The following is a 23,837-nucleotide window of genomic DNA, read 5'->3' on the forward strand; positions in this document are numbered from 1 at the left end:
TGGCCGCGCGAGCTCGGCCCACCGCGCACCATGGCTCGCCTTCGGGCTGCCGGTGCTGGCGGCGAGCCTCGCCAGCAGCAACCCAGATCTCGATCACCAGCTGTTCCTGGTAACCGGTGGCCACGGAGCTCGGCCCACCGCGCACCATGGCTCGCCTTCGGGCTGCCGGTGCTGGCGGCGAACCTCGCCAGCAGCAGCCCCAGATCTCTTGCCAGTGATGCCGCGCAGGCCAGGGGCCTCGATGCTCGCCTCTCGGTGAAATCCCACCCGCCCTACGGTCGGGGCCCGAGATTCCACCTCCAAGCGACCTGCCGCTGTGGGATGGCGCTGCGCTCGCACATCTGTTGTCTATCTAGTATCGCATTCTTATGGTTGCTCACTCGCCGCAAGGGCTTTCATCTGTAATAGGTTAATCCCGCTAGTAATCCGCGAACATTAGAGGCTAAGAAAAAGCGCGAAAACATGCAGAATATCCCCGCCACAAGAAAAAAAGCGTCACACCCAACGCAGCTTTCGCTGCATGGCTGCAACCCTTGATATACGTGCCATTGAGTGGAAAACGCGATACTAAAAATCGAGGTTTCACAAACCAAGCTAAAGCCATATCCCAAAAGGCTTTGAATGGATTTCTACACCCCCTCTGATAGAATCCGAAAAAACTAGCTAAACATGGAGTGCATATGACGAGACAGAACCAAGTCAGTTTCAAGCTAACTGACGAAGCCCTTCTTCAGCAGTTCAAACACGAAGCAAAGAGAAGGGGTATATCAATCCATGAATATGGCCGGCAGATGGCAATCGCAGGCCACTTGGCCAGCGACTCTCGGAGCGAAATTGCTGATGCAATGGTAAAGACAAATACCATAGTGCTTACGACACTACGCCGATTGGTGAAGGAGATTAGCCCCGAAAATGGGGACAGCATTCTATTCCAGTCAAGAAATGATGCAGCTGAGATTCTGGCTAAGTTGGGGATTAACCTATGAGCGCAAAAGAGAGACATTCGCTAACCTCGATCACCCGAGGGGGTCAGATTTTTAACAACTTCGTGGTGATGCTTTTCCAAGTTGTTAGACAGTATTTTTCATGCTGGTTGGGTTCTGGGTGGTTGTATTTGCATTGCTTTCGTTCAACCTTCTGACTCCTGCTGAAAAGCACTATGGATGGTATTGGCTAGTATCTTCCGTAGAGGTGAATCACTTGGGTAATGCTGACAATAGCTTACGGTTGGACTTGCTTGATGGAAGTGTAAGAAGAGTTAGTTGGAAGCAGATTTACTCAAACACTCTAATGCAATCTTATGCCGACAAGCTGAGCTTCAAGGTCTATATATCAGCTTTCATTTCGATGCTCCCAACGATTATTGCAGCCATCATCCTTGCTAAGTGGATGAGGAGAAAGGGGGAGAGGATTGCAGAAGATGAGCATGTAAGAGGGCTCAGCTTAGGAGCGTTTCGGACATAAAAAGAATAGTTGCAAAGATTGAAAAGAAGAGCGGTCAACGCTCTTTATTCAGCATATCCGGTGTTCCACTCCCTCCATTTCAGGAGTGCTCTGGCATCTTGCTGACAGGCTCACCTGGGGTAGGGAAGTCAACAACATATCGAGATTTAATGCTTCAGCTAAGAGCGGCGGAATGCAAAGCATTTATCTATGACATATCCGGTGAGTTTGTCAGGAAGTTCTATCGGCCAGGCAAGGACATCATTCTTAACCCTTTCGATAAACGCTCCGCTAGCTGGGATGTGTGGTCTGAGGGAAAGCATGAGATTGCGTACAACAGAATCGCCCAGGCATCTATCAGAGAGGATAAAAAATCAGGCGATCCATTCTGGACGATCGCACCTCAATTGGTGCTTTCATCCTTAATGGATAAGGTTGCAAAATCCTGCACTGAACCATCAATGCATGACCTGATGCATATCATCCTCCACCTTCCAGATGAGTACATGGCAAACATCGTAGCAGGGACGGATGCAGCATCAGTCCTGAACATGAATGTTGAAAAAACTGGCTGGTTCAATACGCGCGATCATCTCAACAAACCTTCGTTCTTTTAAATATCTTCACGGAAGTGGTGAGAGGTTCAGCTTCAAGGAATGGGCACATGAAGATAGCGATAGATGGGTTTTTGTGACAGTTAGGGATGACCTCAAGGCAACGCTATCTCCTTTGATCACTGTCTTTGTGGAAATGGCTTTGAGTGCAATTCTGTCAGCCGAAACCAATGAGGCTGCAGGTAAGCCATATCGAAGAGTTGCGGCATTTGTTGATGAGCTCGGCACGTTAAACCCTGTCCCATCACTCGTTGAATTTGTATCGACTGGCCGCAAATTCGGCGGGTTCCCTGTGTTTGGAATACAGTCTAACAGCCAGGGTGTTGACCTCTATGGAAAGGAAAAGTTTGAGGCTTTCACCGACTCTATAGGTACAGTCATGGCATTCAGGACAAATGGATCTGAAGGGGCATCTTGGGCGGCTAAACAGCTAGGGAAACAGGAGAGTCAACAAACCACAGAGAATGCTTCATATGGTGCAAACTCGATTCGTGATGCGGTAAATGTCAACAAAGTAAGAAAAGAACAAGAGGTGGTAATGTCAGGGGAAATTCAGCAATTACCAGACCTCGAAAGCTACTTACGATTGGGGCGTGGCCTTCCTCTTGTTCGACTGAAAATTCCGCCTGTTGTACTGCCAGATGTGGCTGATGCATTCGATATGACATGCGACTTAGATGACTATAAACCTGTCGATACAGCAGTTCTCTATGATTCTCGTGGAGGCGATGTTGACGGCCTCATTAACCATATGGTTGCCCAATCTAAAGCCAATAGAGAACTTCAGGAACCTGATACAACAGCAAAGGATATTGCTGATCAAAACCAACCACTTCCTAAAGAACTCTCTACCAATTTTGATATGGGGAGCATCTAAATCATGTTGAGTATTAAAAGACTAAGCAATGCAGGTGAGGCCGGATATTACGGCGAGGCAGGCTATTACACTAAGGATGGCGTTGCTCTAGCGTCTGAGTGGGGAGGGCAAGGGGCAGAGGCACTTGGGTTAAGCGGATTGACAGTTGATCTTGATAGATTCACTGAACTTCTTGAGGGGAAAATCGATTCGGTTACTCATCTTGGCAAACCTGATGGCCAAGGGAAAATTGTTCACGCCCCTGGTCACGATTTTACTTTTTCAGCTCCAAAAGGGATCTCGATTGCTGCCCTAATGGGGGGGGATGAACGCCTGATAGATGCTCACCACGCCGCCGTAAAAGTTGCAATGTCGGAGTTAGAAAAAAGAGTCCTCGCTAGGAAGGATGGCGAGCGAGTCAATACTGGTAACTTCATGTATGCATCGTTCACTCACACAGTATCCAGGGCAAACGATCCACAGCTTCATACTCACAATGTAATTCCAAATGCAACGCTGATTGATGCCGCATGGTATAGCCTTGAAAGTAAAGAAATGTACCAGTTTAAGATGATGGCTGGTCTGATCTATCGATCCGAATTGGCTGTGCTTGCTCATAAACTGGGCTATACGGTTGAAGTAACAGATAGACAAAAAGGTTTCTGGGATATCAAGGAGATCAGTGACGAACTCAAGTTTGAAACTTCAAAACGCCGGCGAGAAGTTGAAAAGAGTGCGGCTGAGCGAGATATCACATCCCAGAAAGGGCTGGAAGCTGCAGCAGTGATGAGCCGCGCATCCAAAGGTAAGATGACCCCAGAACAACTTTGGGAGATCTGGGATTCTACCGCCGCCTCTCTGGGTGTTGATGTTGGGAAAATTGTTGAGGAAGCCACTGATAGGGCAACTCAACGAGTCCAAGAAGAGCAAAAAAATCACAGCCCATCATTGCATATGGATGATCCGAATAGCGGCGTCGAGAATGCTGATGAACAAATACCTGGGGTTCATCCTGAAGCTCTTCGGGCTACTCGTCTGGCCGCGAGGGCACTAGCCGCTAACGAGGCCGTCTTTGATCAAGATGATGTGCTGAAAGGAGCCTTGAAACTTGGTTTTGGATTGGGCTCTAACTCGTTCAGTAAAAGTGATATCGACACGGCACTAGAGGCCATTATCGAGCATAAAGAACTCCTGGTCAGGCCCCACGGACTGACAACACCTGAAGCAATAAGAAAAGAATCCTATATCGTATCGAGCATGCTGAACCTGAAAGGGGTTTATGCACCGGTCGCAACTAAAGATGATGTCCAGCACCATATCTCTAATTTTGAAGCTGAGTTATCCAAAAAGCTGGGGGTGCCTGCAAAGTTAACCAGTGGCCAAGTCAAAGCTGCCGAGCTAATCGTGACGACCAAGGATGCCATTGTGGTGTCCAAGGTCTGGCTGGTACAGGTAAAACGACAATGGTTAATGTGGTTAATATATTGCGCATGCGCAAGACTTTAAGCTCGTTGGCCTAGCTCAAAGTGGATCAGCCACAGAAACCTTATTCAATGAGACTGGCATAGAATCACACACACTTGATAGCTTCATTTTCAGAACCCAGCAGAACAGGGAAGCCTATGGGCCAAGATACGCTGGTAAAGAAATTTGGTTGATTGATGAAGCATCCCTAGCGAATGCGGGTCACTTTGCCGACCTGATCACAGAGGCTCGCCGCTCAGGAGCTAGGATCGTTTTCACTGGTGATACAGAACAACATGAGTCTATTGAGTGGGGTAAGATTTTCTACCTGTTACAAGCCCACGGAATGAAAACCGCTCTGATGGATGACATTACTCGGCAGCGCAATAGCCCACAGTTATTGGCTGCCATAAAAGCCTATTATGCAGGTGATATAACCAAGACTTTTGAAATGTTGCAGGACAACATTCATGAATCTAAGTCCCCCTTATCTGCAATGATTTCTGCCTTTGAGGAAAAAACACCAGCTCATCGTGATGAATCTATTTTCATCATCCCTACAAACTCACAACGGCGTGAGTTTAATATCGCCGCACATGAAATACTCAAGAAAGAAGGCTTGATCGGCCAAGAGGATATCAAGACTAAAGTATTCTCTAGAGCTGGGCTTAACTATGAAGAAATGAAAGATGTTCGATTCTTTCAAACTTACAAGGTAGAGGCCATCGAGTTTCATCAAAACATCCCCGAGCAAGGGATTTTTGCTGGTGAACGATACATGTTGAATCTGGGGAAATCGGATGTTGTTAAAAATCAACTCCACCTCGAAAATTTTAAAACCGGCGAGGTTCGCATACTGGATCTATTTGGTGTAACTGGCGATAAAGCGAAGATGATGTTTGATGCCTATCGCTTAGATAGTGTGCAGCTTTCTGAGAATGAGGTGGTGACCTGGAAGAAGACTAGAAAAGATATGGGGTTAATGAATGGTGACCAGCTTAAGCTTGTTGGTTTTGATAAAACCGCTGGTAAGTTGCATTTCAAAAAAGAAAAGGATGGCTCAACTGTAACGCTGGATCAAAGTGAATACCATGACCTTGACTATTCATATGCTGTCACGTCCCAAGTATCTCAAGGGTTAACAAAGAAAGAATCATACTCTCTGCTTAGTTCAACAAACAAATACCTTTCAACCTTTAGGGCTCTTCTTGTAAACATTAGCCGCGCAACTGAGAAGGCGCACATCTTTGTAGATGACACCAAAAAGTTGATAAAGGTCATGAGGGATAATAGTGAAGGGAAGACAATTGCAACTAGGCATGTATCTGCTGAAAGCATGAGAAAATATGCTTCTCATACAAAAAGTAAAGAACCTGACGTTACGCGACTTGTTGAGGATGACTTAAATGTTGCCTTAGCAAACCTCGCTGAAAAAAAAGGTGTTTTCACACACGATGATATAAAGAAGGAAACGTTGAAATGGAGCTTGGGTCGTTACACTCCATTAGATATTGATCATGGAATTGAAAAGGCCAGAGCACTAAAGACATTATCATTAGTTTCTCCTGGTGATAATGGAAATCACACTTTTGCATTGGCCAGCACAATGCGGAACGAGGCCGCCTTGGTCAAGCATATTGCAGATGGTGTTGGCCGCCGCTCTAAAATTATGGGCGCCAGTAAGTTTGATCAGTTCGTTGCGTCGCATAACGCTGTTGCGACTGATCGAGGAATGCTTGCCATACAGCCCAACCAACGTGAAACACTAGAGAAAGCGCTAACCTCTCGGAATGAAACCAGTTTCGTAGCTACCTACGCGAGGGATGGAACCGCCGAGGCATTTAGAACCGTTGGCGCTTCAATGTTGCAAGAGGCGGGTTACAAAGTTAGAGCCTTTGGCTTAACCGGTAAAACATGCGATGAGATTGCAAAGGCTCAATTGAGAGGTGGGAATATAAAAAACTGGATCTCTCAACTTGAATCTCGCTCTTCAAATGGTCAGAAAACGAACAACTCAAAGGACGTTTGGCTAGTAGAGGACAGCGCATTATTGGATGCAAAAACAATTTTAGATGTATCTAGGTTTGCTAGATACACTGGAGCTAGAGTCATTTTCTTGGGTAATGAGCTGGAAAACTCACTGTCATGGGGTAACACTCTTGAATTACTGAGAAGCCAGAATCTTCCCGTTATTGAATCACAGACAAAAGCTTTATCTCAGGATGAAAATGTAAGCAAGGCTACGCTTGCATTCAGGAGTGGAAGAATTAAAGACGCCCTAGATAGCATTGATAATCTTATGCATGAGGTAAACCACAAAGAGCCAGGGATAGATAGTTCTATTCGTCATGAGGTAATCGCACAAAGTTACCTCGGCATGCCTAAAGATGAAAGGGATCAAGTTGCGGTAATAATACCAGACTCGCGCTCTATCAATTTGGTTACTGATAAAATAAGAGATGGATTGAGAAAGGAGGGAACAATAAGTGAAAGCCTGGTAACCATTTCATCTGAAAAATCGGTATTTATGACAGAAGTTGAACGTTCTGATGCTAGAGGTTACAAAGAGGGGCTTATTGTAAGGCTTCCGAATAACGCTCCAATGCGGGTTGAGTCCGTTGATAAAGAGCATAACTTTGTTGTGTTGCTAGATGATAAAGGCCAGCGATTTAAAATCTCTGGCCGAGATTTGAAGGGAGCAACAGTAACTCAACAAACGAAAGTTGATTTTGCAAAGGGTGACAAGCTGGTCTTTACTAAGTCACTACCTCGGGATTTAATTAAGGTGAGCGAATCAAACCTGAAAACAAAAGAAAATCTTCGGGGAGTAAGGAGTAAATCAGAAGGAAAGGTTATTGGATATGATGATGAATCAAATAGCCTGACCATCTTGTTGTCAAACGGGAGGGTTATTGGTGTAAACCCCCATGAATTTCCGCACTTATCACATAATTATGTGAGCAATTCTTTTTCACTGAAAAGCGGGGAAGCTAAAGAGCACGCACTTGTTTTGTTAGAGTCGAACAAAACACATTCGCTCACACATGAACAGATTCATGGTGTTCTTAGCAATGTAAAAGGCTCTGTGAGGATTATTACTGATGATAAGAAAAGAGCAATCTCAGCATTGAGCGAAAATCCAGGTTTCCAACAATCTGCTTTAGCCAATCGGCAAGTTGTTGTCACCTCAAAAGATCGGGCTGCTGATTTTTCTCGAGACTTAGGGATGATGATGGGGGGATCTTCAAGGTATGGCATGAAATTAAGAGAAAAGGTAATCGAAAAAATCGAGAACATTAAAAAGACCTACAACATTGGTCTACAAAGAGAAAGGAGCCTATAAAGCCAGTTCGGTTGCGCTGCAGGGGCCCTGCCCTGGTACTCCCCGACCGATCACCGGCAGCTGGCCCGCCCACCGGATCGATGGCCACCGGTTGCGCCGGCGACCAGGAACGACTGCAGGGGCCCTGCCCTGGTACTCCCCGACCGTTCACCAGCTGCTGGCCGGCACCACCGGATCGATGGCCACCGGCTGCGCCGGCGACCTGGAACGACTGCAGGGGCCCGCCCTGGTACTCCCCGCCGATCACCAGCTGCTGGCCGGCACCACCGGATCGATGGCCACCGGCTGCGCCGGCGACCAGGAACGACTGCAGGGGCCCCGCCCTGGTACTCCCCGCCGATCACCGACCGTTCCCCCGCTGCTGGCCCGCCCACCGCCTCGATGGCCACCGGTTGCGCCGGCGACCAGGAACAGCTGCAGGGGCCCTGCCCTGGTATTCACCTGACCGATCACCAGCTGCTGGCCGGCACCACCGGATCGATGGCCACCGGCTGCGCCGGCGACCAGGAACGACTGCAGGGGCCCCGCCCTGGTACTCACCTACCGATCACCAGCTGCTGGCCGGCACCACCGGATTGATGGCCACAGGCTGCGCCGGCGACCAGGAACGACTGCAGGGGCCCCGCCCTGGTACTCACCTACCGATCACCAGCTGCTGGCCGGCACCACCGGATCGATGGCCACCGGTTGCGCCGGTGACCAGGAACAGCTGCTGGCCAGCACCACCTGCTCGATGGCCACCGGTTGCGCCGGTGACCAGGAACGGCTGCAGGGGCCCCGCCCTGGTACTCCCCGCCGATCACCGACCGTTTCCCCACTGCTGGCCCGCCCACCGCCTCGATGGCCACCGGTTCGCCGGTGACCAGGAACAGCTGCAGGGGCCCTGCCCTGGTATTCCCCTGACCGATCACCAGCTGCTGGCCGGCACCACCTGCTCGATGGCCACCGGCTGCGCCGGTGACCAGGAACGACTGCAGGGGCCCTGCCCTGGTACTCACCTACCGATCACCAGCTGCTGGCCGGCACCACCTGCTCGATGGCCACCGGCTGCGCCGGCGACCAGGAACGGCTGCAGGGGCCCCGCCCTGGTACTCCCCGACCGATCACCGGCAGCTGGCCCGCCCACCGGATCGATGGCCACCGGCTGCGCCGGCGACCTGGAACGACTGCAGGGGCCCCGCCCTGGTACTCCCCGCCGATCACCGACCGTTTCCCCGCTGCTGGCCCGCCCACCGCCTCGATGGCCACCGGTTCGCCTGTGACCAGGAACGACTGCAGGGGCCCCGCCCTGGTACTCCCCGACCGATCACCGGCAGCTGGCCCGCCCACCGGATCGATGGCCACCGGCTGCGCCGGTGACCAGGAACAGCTGCAGGGGCCCTGCCCTGGTACTCCCCGACCGATCACCGGCAGCTGGCCGGCACCGCCATTTACTTGGAGTAGGGCCCCATGTGACCTATATGAATTAAAGTGATTTGCTCACAAATAATATTTTGTGTCTTGTGGTTAGGCTAACGATTCAGCCCCTTTGATGTGTGCCGCGCGCGTGTTTATCTGCGGTGCGTGTGCGACTGCGCAACTGACTTTATTATGGTAAATGTTGGCACCAAAAAAAACCGGCTATGCCGGTTTTCTCGCTTCCTAGCTAGGCCAGGAATCAACGCGATCGACATCATCACTACCGCTCACAGATGAAAACTCTGGCTCGATACGGCCTCGCTGCCCAACATCATCGACAACGAGTGAGGCTGGTATTGCCGATATGGCTTGGTCAACATGAATGACCTTCTCCTGCTCGCGCTCGGTCAGCTTATGTGGAATAGGCTTTTCATCTGCGCTTTCAACCCTGGGCCTATTCAAAATTAGCATCAGACACAAGGCTCCAAACGCCAGAAATGTCATTACGCCCAAGAAATGAGCAACCATAAATCATTACTCCTTAGCAATCAGGATTGGATCCTCACCCTGTTCTAGCCTTCGGTATATCTCTCGAATACCGCCTTTCCCCCCATAGTACCAATAACGATCATCTGCTTTGCTGTCTGAGTATCCCCCGTAGTAGGCGCCAACGGCGTCCCAGGACACGCCCTTGGCTGAAAAATTGTTCGCTATAATCCACGCGCCAACGCTGATGTTCAGGCATGGATCTCTCAGTAACATATCTCTTGTTATATGATAGTCTTTTTGCAAGCGAGGGAACCATTGAGAATGGATTTGCATCAGACCTACAGCTTCACCCTCTTTTTGTCGATTAACTGCATCTGGATTCAGGTGGCTTTCTTTAATCGCATGGGCAATGAGAAGGTTTTTTTTCACATTGTAGCGATGGCTCATGTCTTGAAAGCAACGCATGAAGCCAAACTCTGATACAGTATGTTCATTCTTTATTGGATAGGTTGAATCAATCCTTTTGATGTTGCTTACCTGTCCTGCGTTATGCTTGTGATAGTCGTTTAAAGAATAGGGGTGTGCTGGGTTAGATAGGGCTATAGCCATGATTGTTAAAGCGATTTTAAAGTGTTTTTTTTGCACTTGCCCCCCTTATCAAGCCGGTTTTGCTTACAATGTTCGGAGTATAATACAAGATGAGTTCAACTGGTGAGCGGTATCTTATTGAGACGTTGATGCCTTTGACAAGTTACAGTGATCCGGCAACGATACAGGCACTCATTGATTATAGGCTTAATGGGTTGTCAGGTATAAAAGCAGCTGAACTGCATGGCTTGCCTCATAGGAATACTGTTTACAGAGCCAGTAGTCACTACGATATCATCAAAAAAAAAGTCCTAGATATCATACCTGCATTAGGCTTTAACTTGCTTTTTGCTAAAGAGAGAGGATCCATCGAACAACCTAAAGAGGTTCATATTGACCTCAATGGTCTGTGGTCTTTCACAGATGATGATGGTTCATACGAAGCAGCCTGTCTCGAATTTTTCGTTAAGTTAGGAGACAGGTTTGAGAAATTATAATAACCAACCAATTAATGCCGAGGTTTTTTAAATGGAAACCGTACTATCTAACGAAGCAATATCTGAATACTTGGCGAATCATCAGCGCCGCCGAGCCTTTCTGCGTCATTGCAATCTCGATTCACTCCGTCAACTGGTTGCTGACACTCAAGTGATCATTGATGCTAAAGAAGAAGAAGAATTGGCCAGGATGGAGCAGGAAGAAAAAAAGAAAAAGGCTATTGATGATGCCACCCGAGAGCTCATGCAGCTTGGAGTAACACCTGAAGAGGTGTTTGAAGCGTTATCAGGCAATAAGCCCAGCGCAACCACTAGCAAGATCAAGCAGACAGCCTTTAAACGCCCTGATAATGGCAAAATTGTTTTCTGGTCTCGCAGGGGCCAAGTGCCAAAGGCTTTGAGAGATCTATACGAGATTCACGGCAGGGCCGGCTTGGATCAGTTCATCGTAAAAGAATAAAAAAAAGGCGCATTATGATGCGCCTTTTTTATTGCAAGGAAAGGTCGAGAACTCGGCCTTTAAAACTGTTTGTAGTTTGGTTATCCCAATAGTCTTCTCTCTTGTCAATCGTTCAAATTGGGGGGAGCCATGGACACTGCTAAGTTCAGGTAGAGTCAAGGCTCGCCCACATCTAAGCTGAAACGCGAGATCAGCCTGCATTAACAGCCCTGAAATGCTAGGGTCTCTTCGCCCTGCATCCTGTATGAACTGAACTTTCCCCTCATTGAGCCCGCTTTGAGTTGCCAGCGTTACGGCGAAATAGGTCATAGCTAACAATGTTTTCCCCTCTTCCTATTCTCTCTGGCTTAAGACCAAACGTTACAACAAATCTCTCTGTCGTTTCCTGTGTGAAGCAACCACCCTTCACTGCAAGTAGGAAACGCCTGTATGCTTTCAAACAGGCGGTTAATGAGCCTCTTTGTGAACAAGTCCACTTCAGTCAGCCCACAATTGCTGCTCAGCCGTTCAAACTCATGCCATAGCAACCAGTCAGGGATCTGCAGGTGTAGCAACTGATCTGTCATCATAAAGTGATCAAATGCATCCTCATTCAACCAGCCTAGATAACGTTCAATTTGCTGTAAAACAAGGATTCCTTTGTCTGCTAACGCCCTTTCTCGAGGTGTTGAGTTGTTACCTTTGAGTATTTGTGAAAGCTCTTTTTCTTGGTGTGGCGTTCCATCAAAAACCCAGCGATAAGCCCCGTCATGTAGCTCTAAGTTTTCCATCGGGTTCGCCCTTTGGATTAACTTCTTTATCCTGTAATCGTGCGGGATTGTAGTCACTGTGTCGTTCATTTAAATCTCTACCTACGAGACCTGAAAACCCGATAATTCAGAGGGCTTGCAAAGCCAGGGTCTTCCTTCCTGTGTGGCGCAGAAAACCTATGGTTAGAATCTGATTGAGTGTTGTCGCAATCAAACCTTAAGCTAGCAAAATATGTCGATAAGGTAGAAAGGAATGAGCGTTTTAGGCGATGGAAAATGCTCTCGTCTACAAACCTTTTCCCTGTAATGCTCTCGACAACTTGACTGACATTTAACAGGCCGCCTGTGAAACGATCCATAGTGCTATAAATCGTTCCATTGATGTTTATTGAAGTTATGTCAATGTCCTTTGCTGCAGACATTACGGCCATTATTGCATCAGTTGACGAGAGGTATCTTCCTCGTTCAGCCTCAACAATAAATGCCACTTTTTCATCTATGACCACAGAGTATGTCATGGGTTTATCACTCCGTCATACAGCTCTTAAACTGATTTAAGTATAGCAACCGGTGTATATAAATACACCGGTTTAAATCAAAAACCATCTACTCCATCTTTATACTTCTGATACTCAACAGGAGGCATAACCCCTCCTTGCGGATTGTTTTTACCTTGGGGGATAGGAGGCATGCTGCCGTTGTTGGTGGTTACCCCCGCGCTGCTGAGCTCATCTATGGCGGCTTGATTTTCATTACCTCTAGGCGCGGTTTGCACGGCCTCTGTATAGCGACGAAGGTTGGCATTAACCCAATGATTGTCTAACCCTCGTTCTTGCGCTACTTGCTCTAGTGAGTTTTGCGCATGCGCAAGATTTTCCTCAAGAGCTGGCCGAGTGTCCTCATTAAACTTTCCAGAGCCGATCAATGAGCTCACATGATCAACTTTTGCGTTGGAATTTGTCGCAGAATTATCAGCGTCTTCATTTTTTTGTTAGCCAGCGTATCGGGTTGCTGCGACTGCTCACCAGGACGACCTGTGCTGGCCAGTGCTTCGGGCTGCAGGTTGCCACGCTGTTCGATCTCCTGCGGCTGCTCACCAGGACGATCTGTGCTGGCCAGTGCCTCGGGCTGCAGGTTGCCACGCTGTTCGAGCTGCTGCGACTGCTCACCAGGACGACCTGTGCTGGCCAGTGCCTCGGGCTGCAGGTTGCCACGCTGTTCGAGCTGCTGCGACTGCTCACCAGGACGACCTGTGCTGGCCAGTGCTTCGGGCTGCAGGTTGCCACGCTGTTCGATCTCCTGCGGCTGCTCACCAGGACGATCTGTGCTGGCCAGTGCCTCGGGCTGCAGGTTGCCACGCTGTTCGAGCTGCTGCGACTGCTCACCAGGACGACCTGTGCTGGCCAGTGCTTCGGGCTGCAGGTTGCCACGCTGTTCGATCTCCTGCGGCTGCTCACCAGGACGATCTGTGCTGGCCAGTGCCTCGGGCAGGTTGCCACGCTGTTCGAGCTGCTGCGACTGCTCACCAGGATTGGCCAGCGACTCAGGGAGCTCTGCAACAACTGATGGTTTTAACTGTGATTGTTGATCATCGGTGGCTTGCACAGAGTTGCGCATTGTTTTGACATCATGAAGAGCTGAATCTGTTGCTGCTTTATATGCCGGATCAAGGTTCGGTTTTTTCATCTGATCGAACGTAGCTCCTGGCCCATAATGCGATGACATACCTGGGGCGATATCTTCTTTCTTTTCTGGTTGCGGAACTGCTGCCAATGGCTCAAGGGGAGAGTTGGTTCCCTGATGCTTATCAGCGTAGCCGGCGCTGTTATCGTAAGCCCGCTCGAACACATTAGCTGCTTTGCTGGCAACAAACACATTAAGGTCATTCCCTTCCAGTTTGTGTTTTCCTCGCCCTTCCTCAACGATATTGTCAAATGCAGCCTGCATTTTAACTCGCTGAGTGTTGACGATACTTTGATCGGCAGTTTCAGCTTTCATTCCCGCATCTACACTAGCTCCACCAGTTTTACCGCCACTGCCGAACCATCCCGAAACCCCAGCGTTTGCCGTGTTGCTCCGAATGACCTCTTCACGCATTACCCCCGCTAGCACACTGCTGCTGGCTTGGGCATAATCTGCCCCAGCCTCTTGCAATCCCTTACTCTCGATGAGCGCCAGCAGGCTGTTTTTGTCTGAGAGGTAACGGCGATCTGAATCAGGATTACCTGTAAATGCTGCCGTGTTACGTTCGACCGTTGAGCTTTCAATATCGTCATTTCTTACTGTACGGCTATTATCCTGTGTTGTGCTGGCGTCCGACTTCCAGCTGTTATCAATCGCGGTACTGTTGCCTGCGGATACATGAGTATTCGCCAATATGTGCCCTTTCTGATCTTGTGCTAAATCGAACAGCACCGAGCCAGAACCATTCTGCTGAATTGCATCCAACTGTTTATCAGAAATAAGACCGCTCTTATTAAGGGCCCTTGCCTGTTCAGGGTTAACTGATAGCGGAACGTGGTTGTTCGCTTTCGACTGGGCAATTGCGCGATCAGACAAACCAGCTGCTTTGAACATGTCGTACACATGATTGGCAGCCATCTCTTCATTGGCGCGGATCTGGCCAGATCTAGTACCTTGCGTAACCGCCTGTGTACCCAGAGTATTCCCAGAACCAACCTGTTGAGCCGTTTTGTTCGCGCTATCTGCAATTAGCCCTTGAGTCGCTTGAGGTGTGGTAGCAAGCGTTTCAGCAACACCAGCCCCATGTGCAGCATCAGCAACGCCTTGAGCATGGTTAACAGAGTCTAGGCCGCCTGTTTGTGAATAAACGTCCTGGCGGCCTTCACTTTTGGCAACGCCTTCATCCAACAGTTGCCGTTGATATGCTTGAGCGCCATTGGGGTTATCCTTGAACTTATCTCTAGATGCCTCTTGAGCGGCACTATCTATGTTTACAAGATTGTCCCAACCACCAGAGTTTGCAGCGGATTCTTGCTGACGTTGAGCATCGGCCCCTTGATAGGCGGCTGATGAATGAGTGGTTCTTTTTGCCAGCTCTTGTTTATCAATACCTAAGTCAGCTGCAGCAGCAGTACGACCTCGAGAGCTCCCCAACGAAGTAACAGTCTGATCGCTTGTGATTTCTCTGGATTGGCCGCTGATACCAGCAAGGTTTTGACCACTTTCAAGCAATGCTTCGTTTCTGCCAACCTCGGCGCTGGTCGCCACTGCAGAGTTTGATTGCGCCATTTTTGAGACTGTTTGCCCATTTGCAGATGCAGCCTGGGTAACGCCACTGGCTTCACCAACTTGACGCTCAGCACTTGTAGTTGAAGTGGCAAGAGCCGCCGCTGATGTGCCTGTCCCCATGTGTTGGCCAACCTCTGTAGCACCAGTCATTTGCCCAATCTGTTTGCCTGCAGGAGCTACACCACCATAGGCACTGGTCACTGCCGCCGTTCTTGACGCTTCGGTGATCTGACCGAGTGCTTGAGGGTTGGCCATCGAGCTGATGTTTTGCACCGCGCCGTGCGCAGTTTCCGCCGCTACGCCCTGTGTCATCCCCGACAACAAAGCCCCGCGCCCTTCAGTCGTCAGCGCCTGATCGGCTGCTTTGTCGTTCGCCTTATCCAGATTCGCAGTTACGCGGCTGCCGAGAGATTGCATGGAATAGGCACTAACCCCAAAAAGTCCGGCAATGAATACCGCAATACTCATCGCGTGTTCACGCGAGGCTGCCAGTACACTAAGCGCTTTCATACTTGCAGTAGGTGCGAGCGTCAGCATATCCAGGCCCATATTGCTGCGGCGCAGTTCATCGAGCACGGTATAAATTTGGTCATTTGCCGCTTGCAACAACATAAGGTCGGCAATGTCCCAGGCTGCAATGAAAATCCACAACCCCAGAATCAGCGGGGCGACTTTGCTCAGGAGTGGTGTGGCTGCCAGCATAGCTAGAATAGGCATCATGGCTAATACCACAGCTACGACTCCGGCCTTGATCTCGCTAATCCATTCAGGGCTCCCTGTCGCATCAGCTATACCGGCATTAACCATTGACCGATTAACTAGCTGCTTGATCGCCGCATTTGGATTCTCTTGTAAGAGGCTGTCATTTATGGCCTGGGCCAGCATGATATTTTGAGTCGCAATGGTCAGAGTAAGGCCACTGTCCCCAAAAATATCTTGCACGGCCTGCTCCATGCGAGTTGCACAGTCGGCTAGTTGGCCTGCATTGGTGCTGCTGAATCCGGTCTTCTCACATACACTTTTGATACGTTCACCAAATGGCCCTGTGCCTGCCGCACCAGTAACGCTCATTGCCGTTTTGATCTTGGTATAGGCATCAGTACAGGACACGGTTGAATTGTAAGGAGAGGACTTGGAATACCATTCGGTATAAACCGCAGGATTAGCCAGTGGTGCCAAATCAGCCAGCAGACGGTTACTGCCAGTCAGCACTTTGGCTCGGTCAAATGTTGTTGAATTAGTTTGACTGGCCACATCTGCGCATGAATGCCAAAACTCGGTGATATTGCGCTTGAGGTATGGATCAAATGGCGCGCCCTCTCCGGTGACCAGGGCGCTGAGCATTTTTATTGGGGCCCCTTCCCCAAATGATCTTGTTGTTGATGCGCTGTTTCTGATGATCACATCATGAAAAAGTTGCGTGAATTTGTTCGTAAACCCCGCAGCCATAACCATTACGCTAGGCACTCCAGATACCGGCTGATACAGGTTACGGTCTTGGTCATAAATATGAATCGTGCTTGTCGGTAGCATCACCCCACGAAAAACCACACTCCCGAGAAGCCACATTCCAAGCCAACCGAAGTTCAGCGAGGGCTTGCCTGTGCTAAAACCCTGTACTGTTGCACGACCGACCATGGCCATCATGCCAATAGGTATGCTGACCAGGACAATGCTAACTACCATTCCCGCAAACTGATTGTCTGAAAATATATATTTCAGTCGCGTAAATGCATTGACATAGGTAGAGAACCCTCCTGCTACGACATAATCCATATCTGACATGCCGGCAGCGAAAACAAAGCCTGGGCTGCGATTAGCCCAGGCCCATCAAAAATTCCATTACATATCTCCGCAGCTCGCTGTCTTCTAAAGTCTGCCTCGTCCTCTTTCGCTCCATTGGTGAATGAACGATAGAGTTGGTATTCAGAAACTTTGGCTTGATATTGAACAGATAATTTGTCTCTGTTTTCTCTTGCCATATCACTCAGATCTCGGAACTTGGTTATTGCGGGCAACATCACATCCGCTCGGCACTGCTTTCCACCTTTTGTCGGATCACTGTTCGTTGCATCAAGCTGAGCGTTGGCCATTTGGAAAGCTGCATCCGTGTTTCTATACAGATCACGCATAATCATGTAGCTGTATCCAATCCCAGTTAAGTCTCCTAATTCAGAAAGCATTTCTTCATCTGTGCCGCGCATGATCGAGGCTTTGATCATCTGATATACCGGCATGCCAGTTGCATTTATGAAGTTTTTCTTCATCAGTGGTTAAGACTTGTTTGGCCTTAATTTTATTTCTGATGGATGTTAGCTTTAACGTAACTCGAGTGAATATTGCTTGCCCGCTTGATTGGGTACAAACGCCCGCAGCATTCTTGGTATACGTCCGGCCATACATCATATCATCCAGTGAGAGATCATCGTTTTGAGCGCAGCGAGCGAGACGTTTAGCCTGGGGGATTTTATCGGTAGGTGCTGAGTAAACCATCACATCACCCAAATAGCCTCGCAAGGTGTCTTCATAGTCACTCATGCCAACCTTTGCTGCGACTTTGGATATCAGAGAGCCATTTGCCATCAGTGCCCTAAATTCACTCGGGCACCCTTCCATTAATGTTTTCAGATCTTGAGTGGGGCATTGTCATTTGCAGTTATTTTGTTGTGGTTTCGTTCCATAGGCGATCTGATGCTTCGTTGAGTGACTTGGTTCCCGTAGCCTCAGTCCACAACCCCTTCAAAGCCTCTGGGTTTTGCTCTACAGCAGCCGTTGCGATGGGCTTGGCCAATGCACACTCGTTAAGCTGAATGCCATTGAGAAAGTTCGCTATTTGTTCTGCCTTGGCCATCGTATCCGCGCATTCCTTGCACATGGTCTTTACGGCCATGTCTAATGCAACATACGGCGCTGCCTGCAGTGTTCTTTGCATTTTTTGAACGAGATAATCTGCATCCATGAATGAAAAGCCACCCATGAAACCATCAATACCACCACAACCAACTGATAGCTTCGGTGGTGTGATAGTTACGGGGTATTCAGTCGTTGTATTTACTCGAGCTCCAAACCCTCCGGCTGAGTAATAACCTCTCTTTTGAGATTGAAAACTGGAAGGCCGGTCATACACTGCGTTATCAAACCATTTATCTGCCAGGAAGACGAAGAAAAAGCCTCGCTTGCGCAAAGGCTTAATCCCATCATTAGAGCAAACTTGGTGAGTTTAAATTTCATTGTTGCTCCTAGATTTTTTTATCGGCCAACGGGTCAAAGAAGCCATTCGTTTGCGATTCATCCATATAGAATTGCTGCGGTGCGGCCTCCCCATTGAGCTGGCGAATCAGACGGTATAGATTTCCCTTCATGTTTGAAAGTGAATCGATCCCAACAGAAACTGGCATCCATTCGTTTGCGCCAGCCCCTTTCTTTATCAGCACTGTTACCGGTGTTCTATCCACATTGAACTTTGCCGCAGCTTCCGGTTGACGCAAAATATCAACCTCTTTAATTATCCATCCTGTTTCACGTTTGAAGTTATCCAGGATCTGGGATTGCTGCAGGCAATATGCGCAGTTCGGTTGTGTGAAATAGAGCAGTGCATAATCGTCACGACCTTCACGGATCTTCTTCGTGATTGCTTGATCAAACTGCTTGGCCCTGACTGCGTTTCCTGGTTTCGTTACTGGATAGTCCATAGCCCCATTCATGTTGGGGTTCTGCAGCATCACATAGCCAGCTAAGTTCGTGAATGCAGCAGATTTTCGCCTCATCGCATCTTGTACTTTGTAATAGTCAAGGGTTGCCTCTGGCGTGAGAGCATAGACAGCGTACTCAAGAGTTTGATTAAGAAGTTTTTGATCTGTTGTGGATGCATTTTAAAGAGGGTTTCGGCATCAGGAACCACTGGCTTAGGATATTCATCCTCTTGAGTTTTTTTCCTGCTTAGGCGGGGTTTCATACCAAAACAGACCGTGTTTTTGCTCTGCTGCCGTAACAGCCATTGCTGGTATCAATGCCAGCGTCAACATGATTGAGCCCCGCATTTTATCACTCCCCCTTCTGTTCCATTGTGAAACTGACTTGACTTGCCAGTTCTAGCTGAGCTCCCGAAACGTTATCAACGGCATCACCGATGAAAAATGTTATTGGAGAGGCGGCGTTGCCGTGTGTTGTCCGGTTTTTTCCATATGGCACCTTGACCACTTGCGGGGCATAGCCTTCCTTGCGGGCCACGAATTGTTTGTCACCCCCACGAGCCAACTCTGCTGTAAAGGGGGTGACCCCAAGAAGATCACCATTCACTTTGTAAACACTCGCCCCAACGGGCGATGAGGTAAAAAGCACCTTCTGCGTTGTGCCATCTACTACAGTTGCACACCCGCCAGAAAGCACAGCCATCAAAACCAACGCGATACGATTCATATTGACACCATTCAAAATAAAGGAAGTGTAGATGGCTCCATCTAAAGTGGTTAGCCCCCAACCTACTATCATAACTTCTCGGGTCATCACCTACCATGAAAACCCTGTTTTTAGGGATGATACCGTCAAACTTAAACTGAGACAACGGACGGCCATAACCATCCTTGTCAAGCGCTGTTGCCATAAGGTTATTATTGCAAAAGAAAGCGCCGCTCCTATTTTCAAGCCTATCGCCCTCAACGCATCCGATACGTTTTGTGAGATATGCAGCCCCCCCTTTTAGCTTTTCATTTCTAAGCTCAAACGTTACGTAGTCACCCTTTTTAGGCTTTATGTAACTAACCTTTAAGAGAAACGTTGGTCTAACGCTATCTGAAATTGGCATGACAAGGTGATCATTTATAACTGTCATTAATGCTGCTGCTGATATGGTAACTAGCATCAGCATGGCTTTTGAGTTCTTCATTGTTTTTTCCATAAGGCGTCGCGTAATTTCTTCACCGTTTCATCAGGTTTTTCTTTGTATAGCTCATCGAGCATTGCCATTAATGATGCATCACCATAAACAATGCCACTTGCCTTTTGAACCTGTTCTAGGCCATCGCAGTATGCTGCTATCTTCATATCAGGTTGATAAATCAAAGCGGGAACTTTGTTAACCCCGTACAGTCGGAAAAGCATGGGGTCGATAACTATTTCCGTCCCCCACATTTTGCAAACTCCTTGGCACCCAGCTTTTACCGAAAGGATTGACTGAATTAAGCTCAATGTTGGCTGGATCTCTTTTAAGCCTCCAACCCCTCCCCTGATCGCCATTACTCCACCAACTTTGGCAAGGTCTCTTGCATACGCCCTTAGTGTCGGGAGTGGCATTGAACTTGAGACAAACAGCACTAGCTGATTACCCACCAGTTTGGGGCCATCCTCTGTTGCTGGTTTGTCTTTGCCTGGGCCAGGGGGGCTCTGAAACATGGATTCAAACTGGGTTCTATAGGATTCTTGCTTTTTCGCCCATTGTTCAGATGACAGTTCTTTTTCTATGTTCTTCCACGCATCCGACTTCAGCGTATCTTTAGCTGTGGAGCGAGCTGCTGACACTGCCTGTTGAACATGCTGCAGTTGTGCTTTGGATAGCTCCGCCTGCTCGAAGCTAGGTAGTGCAGTTTGCGCATGCGCAAATATGGACATGCCCATAAGCAATAGTGTTGGTGCTTTCATCATTTCATAGCCCTTACACAGCAATCATTTTTCTCAAACATCATCCATGAAAAGTTGTCTTTCTGTGGGCTGTGCTTGCCACCTGTCCACAGCAAACCTTCACGGCCAATCGGGAGGCAGCCGTGATCTCTGGTCGGTCTAACCATTTGCAACTTATAACGATTTTTACGCCAGATAGGTGCGAGCTCCTTATAACAACCGTCTTCAGACGTATTCCATAGCAAGCCGGTTCGTCCCATCAAAAAAATCGTCCGTGCTGCCACTCCTGCCGCAGCCTCAACGTAGTCGGTCGAAGTAATAGAACCTGCCAAAGGGTATGTAGAGCCCCAGGAGCCCATACACCAAAATAGGGTGTTACTAGGCATTGATGAGAGATTGCAGCATCAGCAGAACAAGTAAGGGCTGCGACAGGGTTGGCAAACAAAATACTTTCAGGGTTCACGATCATTGACAAAATCTCGTTATTCCATGTGGGGAGGATTTCAGTCATCATCGCTACGTCATATCCCTCATCTGAAAGACATGGGATGTCATAGAACATATTGAGGATCTTCCAGGCGGGAAAATATAATAATGAGCCTGGAAGAAGGCACTTCCACCTTGACCTGTTGTATGTTGTGAGAGATTACCTCCCAAGGTGCCTTTGCTTCCTGGCTGAGACATTTCGATTCCCAATGGCATCATGCAATATGGATCTGAGACGGTATCAATGATCCGCTTGGGTTCCCAAAAACTGGTTTTTAGTCCAATCATGGGGATTTTCCCGCCTTTACATACGCATACTGCGCTTTGATGGCTAGATGGGTCTTCCTCCCCACCGACTATTTGGACTCCAGCTATTCGCATTGGAAATATACATTTCCATGAGATATCTGTGATGGGGTTAAGGAATCGGCTCTTACATTCAGCCGCAGCGGTTTCCACTAAACATAAGAAGAGAGAGCAAGAAGATCATTCGTTTCATTTTTTTTGTTCCTTAAATTCAAACTCATGTAATACCAGCATTTTTCCCTTTTGTTCGACAATGGTTGGGACGACTTTTATATCCAAGCGGCTGCGTGTCTTGTCATCCAAAATGAAAATAGGGACACTTAATCTCTCCTTGGCCTTGAATACGTTGCCATGAGTGAAAATTATCTGATCTGTTACCCTGGCATGATCCTGCAGCCATTGCTCTTGCAAAGGGTCTATGATCACAATCCTTTGAGGAAGGGTTACAAACTCAAGCGGATTGAATGTAAAACCTTTGGGGTAGGTCACCCTGCCGCTTTTATCCTTGATGTCAAACTCAGTTGTGTAAAATGGGATAACACTTCTACTACGGTCTTCTGTAGCGAATGGTAACTTGATGCCTTGAAGAGCTGTCCATTGGTCAACAGGTTTGTTAAGGGCTTTATTCCAGTCAACGGAGGCCGCTTTTTGCTCGATTTCTGTCAGTGCATCAGGCTCTTTAACATCATAAGTCTGGCCGATAACAGCTGCGCCAACATGCATGCTGCATGATAAAAGACATGCGCAAAGCATGGTTTTTGGATGTTTTTTCATGTTTCATTCCGCGTCATTATTTGCGTTTATTATATAGTCATTACCTTGAAACAAAAGGGGTGTTTTTGAATGGTTGCGTGTCGTGTTATTCTGTTTGGGAGTGTGCTATGAATGGTTTTGATGAAGCGGTTAGATTCTTCAGGAAGTTTGACAAAATAGACAGTTTGGAAAGGGTTTCTGATCGGCTTCAGCGTGAAGCCAAAACGGACGAAGAGCTACGATTCATAATCTCAGCCGCAGACCATAGGCGGGCTGAGATTGCAAATAAACGGTATTTCGATCCTGGTGTGTGCCTAGATGGGCGTGGGCAGCTGTAGTTTAAGGAGCCATTATGAGGGTTGGAGCATTAGTCGAATATTTCACTGATGAAGTCAATGGCGGGGAGGGCATCATATCTGGATATGACCCTGAAACGGGAGTGATAACCGTGATCGATAATGATGATGGCTAGTGTTCAAAGGTAACGAAGAGCACATCCTGATAAAGGATGACGAAACACTGACAATTACTGTTCGTTATGGCCGAAACCAGAAGTTACCTTCGGATGATAACGTCATTGGGACGAAGCTTCTTGGCGGTGAGGTTGTAGGTGCTCATTACTATCGAAGCATTGACTGCCTATCCATAGCGGTTCGGGCATTGGAAGGCATTAATACGCCTCAGTCGAGCGAAGCGTTAGAGTTGATCAGGGCAATACAAACTCAAAGCCGCGCATAAAAAAGCCGCTAATAATAGCGGCAAAGAGCACGGTGCTGCTGTATCAGCAACAGCCTTTATTCTCTCTCAGCCAGATAAAAAAATCAGTAAACAAATGCCGCTTGGTGCTTGCTGTTAAAACCCTGTGACTAGATAAACAGTAAATGATCGGGCTCACCAAGCGGCAGCCTGCAGCCTACCGGATGCAACCCTCCTTATGCAACCATCAGCCTCCCAGCAGCAGCGGATTCCCCCGTTTCGCCACCGAAAAACTCAACCCTATCTCGCTGGCCGCCGCATCGAGCGCCAGCACCTGGGTATAGACTTCCGTTGAGCGGATCGACCGTGGCCCAGGTACGCCTGCAGGCGCTTGATATGGGTGTTGCCGGCGAGCAGGTGGTGCATGGCGTAGCTGTGCCGAAACACATGGGGCTCAGCGCCACCACCAATGTGATCCCCCTCCCCCTCAGTGCTCCCTCCGCTTCTTTCAACCAGTTGCGCACCGTCTGATCCGTCACTGTCCAGATCGGGGCCGACTTGGCCAGCTTAAACGTGCTCAGGTACTCGCGGGCCAGCTGGGCATAAGCCGGATCCAGCAGCGGCACCAAGCGTTTGACCGTCCCCCGCTCGAGGCCGGCCCTTGCCGCGCCGGCGCTGCTTGAGGGTGCGCAGCACCACAAAGGTCTCCCCCCATCAAGCTCGAAGTCTGCTGGGGTCAGCGCCAACGCCTCGTTGATACGGGCCCCACTGTTCCACAAGGTCGCCACCAAAAACCGCCGTTGCAGATCCGGCAGCATGGCCAGCAC

At 48.7% G+C, this 23,837-nt stretch carries 21 protein-coding genes and 3 pseudogenes; 9 read left to right on the forward strand and 15 right to left on the reverse strand.

Features of this window, described 5'->3' with window-relative positions; all coding sequences use genetic code 11:
* Positions 1–680: 680 nt before the first annotated feature.
* The 5 genes from I6L35_RS20985 to I6L35_RS21005 all read left to right on the forward strand — a co-directional run bounded on the left by I6L35_RS20985 (position 681) and on the right by I6L35_RS21005 (position 7,720).
* The gene (locus I6L35_RS20985) at positions 681–986 is read left to right on the forward strand and encodes a hypothetical protein (RefSeq protein ID WP_216980348.1); all 306 of its coding nucleotides are present in this window, start codon (positions 681–683) and stop codon (positions 984–986) included.
* 576 nt (positions 987–1,562) lie between these two features.
* Complete coding sequence (locus I6L35_RS20990; RefSeq protein WP_254204635.1) at positions 1,563–2,060, forward strand: type IV secretion system DNA-binding domain-containing protein; 498 nt, start codon at positions 1,563–1,565, stop codon at positions 2,058–2,060.
* On the forward strand, positions 1,999–2,934 hold the full coding sequence (locus I6L35_RS20995) for a type IV secretion system DNA-binding domain-containing protein (RefSeq protein ID WP_216980409.1): 936 nt from the start codon (positions 1,999–2,001) through the stop codon (positions 2,932–2,934). The genes I6L35_RS20990 and I6L35_RS20995 overlap by 62 nt, the downstream gene beginning before the upstream one ends.
* Positions 2,935–2,937: 3 nt before the next feature.
* A complete protein-coding gene (mobF, locus tag I6L35_RS21000) occupies positions 2,938–4,419 on the forward strand; it encodes a MobF family relaxase (RefSeq protein ID WP_216980410.1) in 1,482 nt (493 codons plus the stop codon).
* The gene (locus I6L35_RS21005; RefSeq protein ID WP_254204636.1) at positions 4,397–7,720 is read left to right on the forward strand and encodes an AAA family ATPase; all 3,324 of its coding nucleotides are present in this window, start codon (positions 4,397–4,399) and stop codon (positions 7,718–7,720) included. Before mobF ends, I6L35_RS21005 begins: the two co-directional genes overlap by 23 nt.
* 1,641 nt (positions 7,721–9,361) lie before the next feature.
* Here I6L35_RS21005 and I6L35_RS21010 read toward each other — a convergent pair.
* Both I6L35_RS21010 and I6L35_RS21015 read right to left on the reverse strand, forming a co-directional pair.
* Positions 9,362–9,646, reverse strand: a complete 285-nt coding sequence (locus I6L35_RS21010; protein WP_216980352.1) for a hypothetical protein — start codon at positions 9,644–9,646, stop codon at positions 9,362–9,364.
* 6 nt (positions 9,647–9,652) lie between these two features.
* On the reverse strand, positions 9,653–10,252 hold the full coding sequence (locus tag I6L35_RS21015) for a lytic transglycosylase domain-containing protein (protein ID WP_216980353.1): 600 nt from the start codon (positions 10,250–10,252) through the stop codon (positions 9,653–9,655).
* Positions 10,253–10,305: 53 nt separating this feature from the next.
* On the opposite strand from I6L35_RS21015, the gene I6L35_RS21020 reads away from it, so the two are divergent.
* Positions 10,306–10,692 (forward strand): hypothetical protein, encoded by a 387-nt coding sequence (locus tag I6L35_RS21020; protein WP_216980354.1) that lies wholly within the window; start codon positions 10,306–10,308, stop codon positions 10,690–10,692.
* Between the two features lie 31 nt (positions 10,693–10,723).
* Positions 10,724–11,152 (forward strand): H-NS family nucleoid-associated regulatory protein, encoded by a 429-nt coding sequence (locus tag I6L35_RS21025; protein WP_216980355.1) that lies wholly within the window; start codon positions 10,724–10,726, stop codon positions 11,150–11,152.
* A gap of 347 nt (positions 11,153–11,499) precedes the next feature.
* Here the strand turns inward: I6L35_RS21025 and I6L35_RS21030 are convergent, their stop codons facing one another.
* From I6L35_RS21030 to I6L35_RS21225, 13 genes and pseudogenes are all read right to left on the reverse strand, one after another.
* A complete protein-coding gene (locus tag I6L35_RS21030; RefSeq protein ID WP_216980412.1) occupies positions 11,500–11,922 on the reverse strand; it encodes a hypothetical protein in 423 nt (140 codons plus the stop codon).
* 574 nt (positions 11,923–12,496) lie between these two features.
* Positions 12,497–12,835 carry a hypothetical protein gene (locus I6L35_RS21035; RefSeq protein WP_216980413.1) on the reverse strand — a complete coding sequence of 113 codons (339 nt, stop codon included), beginning with the start codon at positions 12,833–12,835 and terminating at the stop codon, positions 12,497–12,499.
* Entirely contained in the window at positions 12,832–16,929 is a 4,098-nt protein-coding gene (locus tag I6L35_RS21040) for a hypothetical protein (RefSeq protein WP_216980414.1), read from the reverse strand. The genes I6L35_RS21035 and I6L35_RS21040 overlap by 4 nt, the downstream gene beginning before the upstream one ends.
* A complete protein-coding gene (locus I6L35_RS21045; RefSeq protein ID WP_216980415.1) occupies positions 16,914–17,375 on the reverse strand; it encodes a hypothetical protein in 462 nt (153 codons plus the stop codon). The genes I6L35_RS21040 and I6L35_RS21045 overlap by 16 nt, the downstream gene beginning before the upstream one ends.
* Complete coding sequence (locus I6L35_RS21050) at positions 17,341–17,769, reverse strand: conjugal transfer protein TraH (RefSeq protein WP_302056549.1); 429 nt, start codon at positions 17,767–17,769, stop codon at positions 17,341–17,343. The genes I6L35_RS21045 and I6L35_RS21050 overlap by 35 nt, the downstream gene beginning before the upstream one ends.
* Before the next feature lie 40 nt (positions 17,770–17,809).
* Positions 17,810–18,337, reverse strand: a complete 528-nt coding sequence (locus tag I6L35_RS21055) for a conjugal transfer protein TraH (RefSeq protein WP_216980361.1) — start codon at positions 18,335–18,337, stop codon at positions 17,810–17,812.
* A gap of 55 nt (positions 18,338–18,392) precedes the next feature.
* A pseudogene (gene traF, locus I6L35_RS21060) lies at positions 18,393–18,995 on the reverse strand (conjugal transfer protein TraF); the annotation flags it as partial.
* A gap of 202 nt (positions 18,996–19,197) precedes the next feature.
* Complete coding sequence (locus tag I6L35_RS21065; RefSeq protein ID WP_254204618.1) at positions 19,198–19,572, reverse strand: PEGA domain-containing protein; 375 nt, start codon at positions 19,570–19,572, stop codon at positions 19,198–19,200.
* Between the two features lie 70 nt (positions 19,573–19,642).
* Positions 19,643–20,050 (reverse strand): annotated as a pseudogene (locus I6L35_RS21340) (S26 family signal peptidase); the annotation flags it as partial.
* Complete coding sequence (locus tag I6L35_RS21075; protein ID WP_254204619.1) at positions 20,035–20,793, reverse strand: type-F conjugative transfer system pilin assembly protein TrbC; 759 nt, start codon at positions 20,791–20,793, stop codon at positions 20,035–20,037. The gene I6L35_RS21075 and the pseudogene I6L35_RS21340, both read right to left, overlap by 16 nt.
* Positions 20,790–21,128, reverse strand: coding sequence for a TraU family protein (locus I6L35_RS21210; protein WP_254204620.1), 339 nt, complete (start codon positions 21,126–21,128; stop codon positions 20,790–20,792). The genes I6L35_RS21075 and I6L35_RS21210 overlap by 4 nt, the downstream gene beginning before the upstream one ends.
* Positions 21,029–21,636 (reverse strand): annotated as a pseudogene (locus I6L35_RS21345) (TraU family protein). Before I6L35_RS21345 ends, I6L35_RS21210 begins: the two are co-directional and overlap by 100 nt.
* Positions 21,637–21,750: 114 nt before the next feature.
* Complete coding sequence (locus I6L35_RS21225; protein WP_254204624.1) at positions 21,751–22,335, reverse strand: hypothetical protein; 585 nt, start codon at positions 22,333–22,335, stop codon at positions 21,751–21,753.
* Positions 22,336–22,442: 107 nt separating this feature from the next.
* On the opposite strand from I6L35_RS21225, the gene I6L35_RS21350 reads away from it, so the two are divergent.
* Together I6L35_RS21350 and I6L35_RS21230 are read left to right on the forward strand one after the other, a co-directional pair.
* Positions 22,443–22,652 carry an Hha/YmoA family nucleoid-associated regulatory protein gene (locus I6L35_RS21350; protein WP_367949404.1) on the forward strand — a complete coding sequence of 70 codons (210 nt, stop codon included), beginning with the start codon at positions 22,443–22,445 and terminating at the stop codon, positions 22,650–22,652.
* 724 nt (positions 22,653–23,376) lie between these two features.
* On the forward strand, positions 23,377–23,541 hold the full coding sequence (locus tag I6L35_RS21230; RefSeq protein WP_254204626.1) for a hypothetical protein: 165 nt from the start codon (positions 23,377–23,379) through the stop codon (positions 23,539–23,541).
* The last annotated feature ends 296 nt before the right edge of the window (positions 23,542–23,837 follow it).

The organism is Aeromonas sp. FDAARGOS 1405 (genome assembly GCF_019048265.1).
In the GTDB taxonomy this organism is placed as follows: domain Bacteria; phylum Pseudomonadota; class Gammaproteobacteria; order Enterobacterales; family Aeromonadaceae; genus Aeromonas; species Aeromonas veronii_A.